The organism is Mycobacterium sp. NGS50 (assembly GCF_059812545.1).
The window spans coordinates 1-1,023 of the sequence record NZ_JCALCW010000086.1 but is presented as its reverse complement, the minus strand read 5'-3'; the positions used below and the strand labels follow the sequence as shown (position 1 = coordinate 1,023).

Sequence of the window (1,023 nt, the reverse complement as noted above, 5' to 3'; positions counted from 1 at the left end):
TGAGCGCGTCCCTGGATGCAATCTCGGCGTAGGTGGGCGCTACGCGGCCGAACGACGTGGCGGTCGGCCGCGGGCCGCGGGGCGTGGCGTGAGTGTGCCGTCCCACCCGCGCGACCGCAGCGCCCGGTCGACCCGTTCGATGATGTCGTCCTGGCGGTCCTCGGCGATCACCCGGACATTGATCCAGCCCACCCGCGACAGCTTGAGCTGCCGATAATGGTCGTGCACGTACTGCGGCCGGTCCGAGCGGTGTTGATCTCCGTCGTATTCTGCGGCGACCTTGAACTCTTGCCAGCCCATATCGAGGAAAGCGAACGGCCAGAAGCCTCGGTAATGCACCGGAATCTGTGTGGTCGGGATGGGAAATCCGGCGTCGATCAACAACAACCGCAGCCACGTCTCCTTCGGCGATGCCGCGCCGCCGTCGACCAGCGGCAGCAACTCCCGCAACTGCCGCACCCCGCGGGCACCCGGGTATCGCTTTGCCAGCATCAGCACGTCGTCAACCGCGAACGGCGTCGCACGCGCCAGCGCATCCAGGCGGGCCAGCGCCCGACCACGCGTTAGGTGACGGGCCAGGTCATACGCCGTACGAGCCGGCGTGGTCACTGGCAGTCCGCAGGCGAACGTCCGCTCATCTGGGGCGACGGATTCGTTGCGGACAATCAGACCGCGCGGGGGTCGTCCGCAACGCCAGATCAGCTCGATCGGAACGTCGTCATCAACCCACAGCGCCCCGTGCAGCGCTGACGCAGCCGCGCCGCCAACAACCGAGCGGCGTCGTGACCAAAGCCAGGCGCCGACCGTTCTGTCCCTCAGCGAGGCGACCTGTCGCTTGGCGAGGTACACATCCGGGTAGATCGCTCGATACCAATGTCGTAGTTGGTGGCGAGTGACGTCACCTGATGCCAGCGCGTCACTGCCGATGATGATGTTCTGCATGCTCGCGAGGATGCGCTCCACCCCCGACAGATCGGCGATCTACCCGCGAAATTGCACACAGGGACAAAAAGTTCAAGTGAG

1 protein-coding gene is annotated in these 1,023 nt (G+C 65.8%); it reads right to left on the bottom strand.

Going from position 1 to position 1,023, the window contains the following annotated elements; genetic code table 11:
* Nucleotides 1-39 precede the first annotated feature (39 nt).
* Nucleotides 40-942 (bottom strand): type IV toxin-antitoxin system AbiEi family antitoxin, encoded by a 903-nt coding sequence (locus AC5Y36_RS25790; RefSeq protein ID WP_500043815.1) that lies wholly within the window; start codon nucleotides 940-942, stop codon nucleotides 40-42.
* Nucleotides 943-1,023: the final 81 nt, after the last annotated feature.

What these genes read in the sequence shown, in the direction of transcription:
- AC5Y36_RS25790 (WP_500043815.1), bottom strand. Translation starts at nt 942, where the DNA reads ATGCAGAACATCATCATCGGCAGTGACGCGCTGGCATCAGGTGACGTC.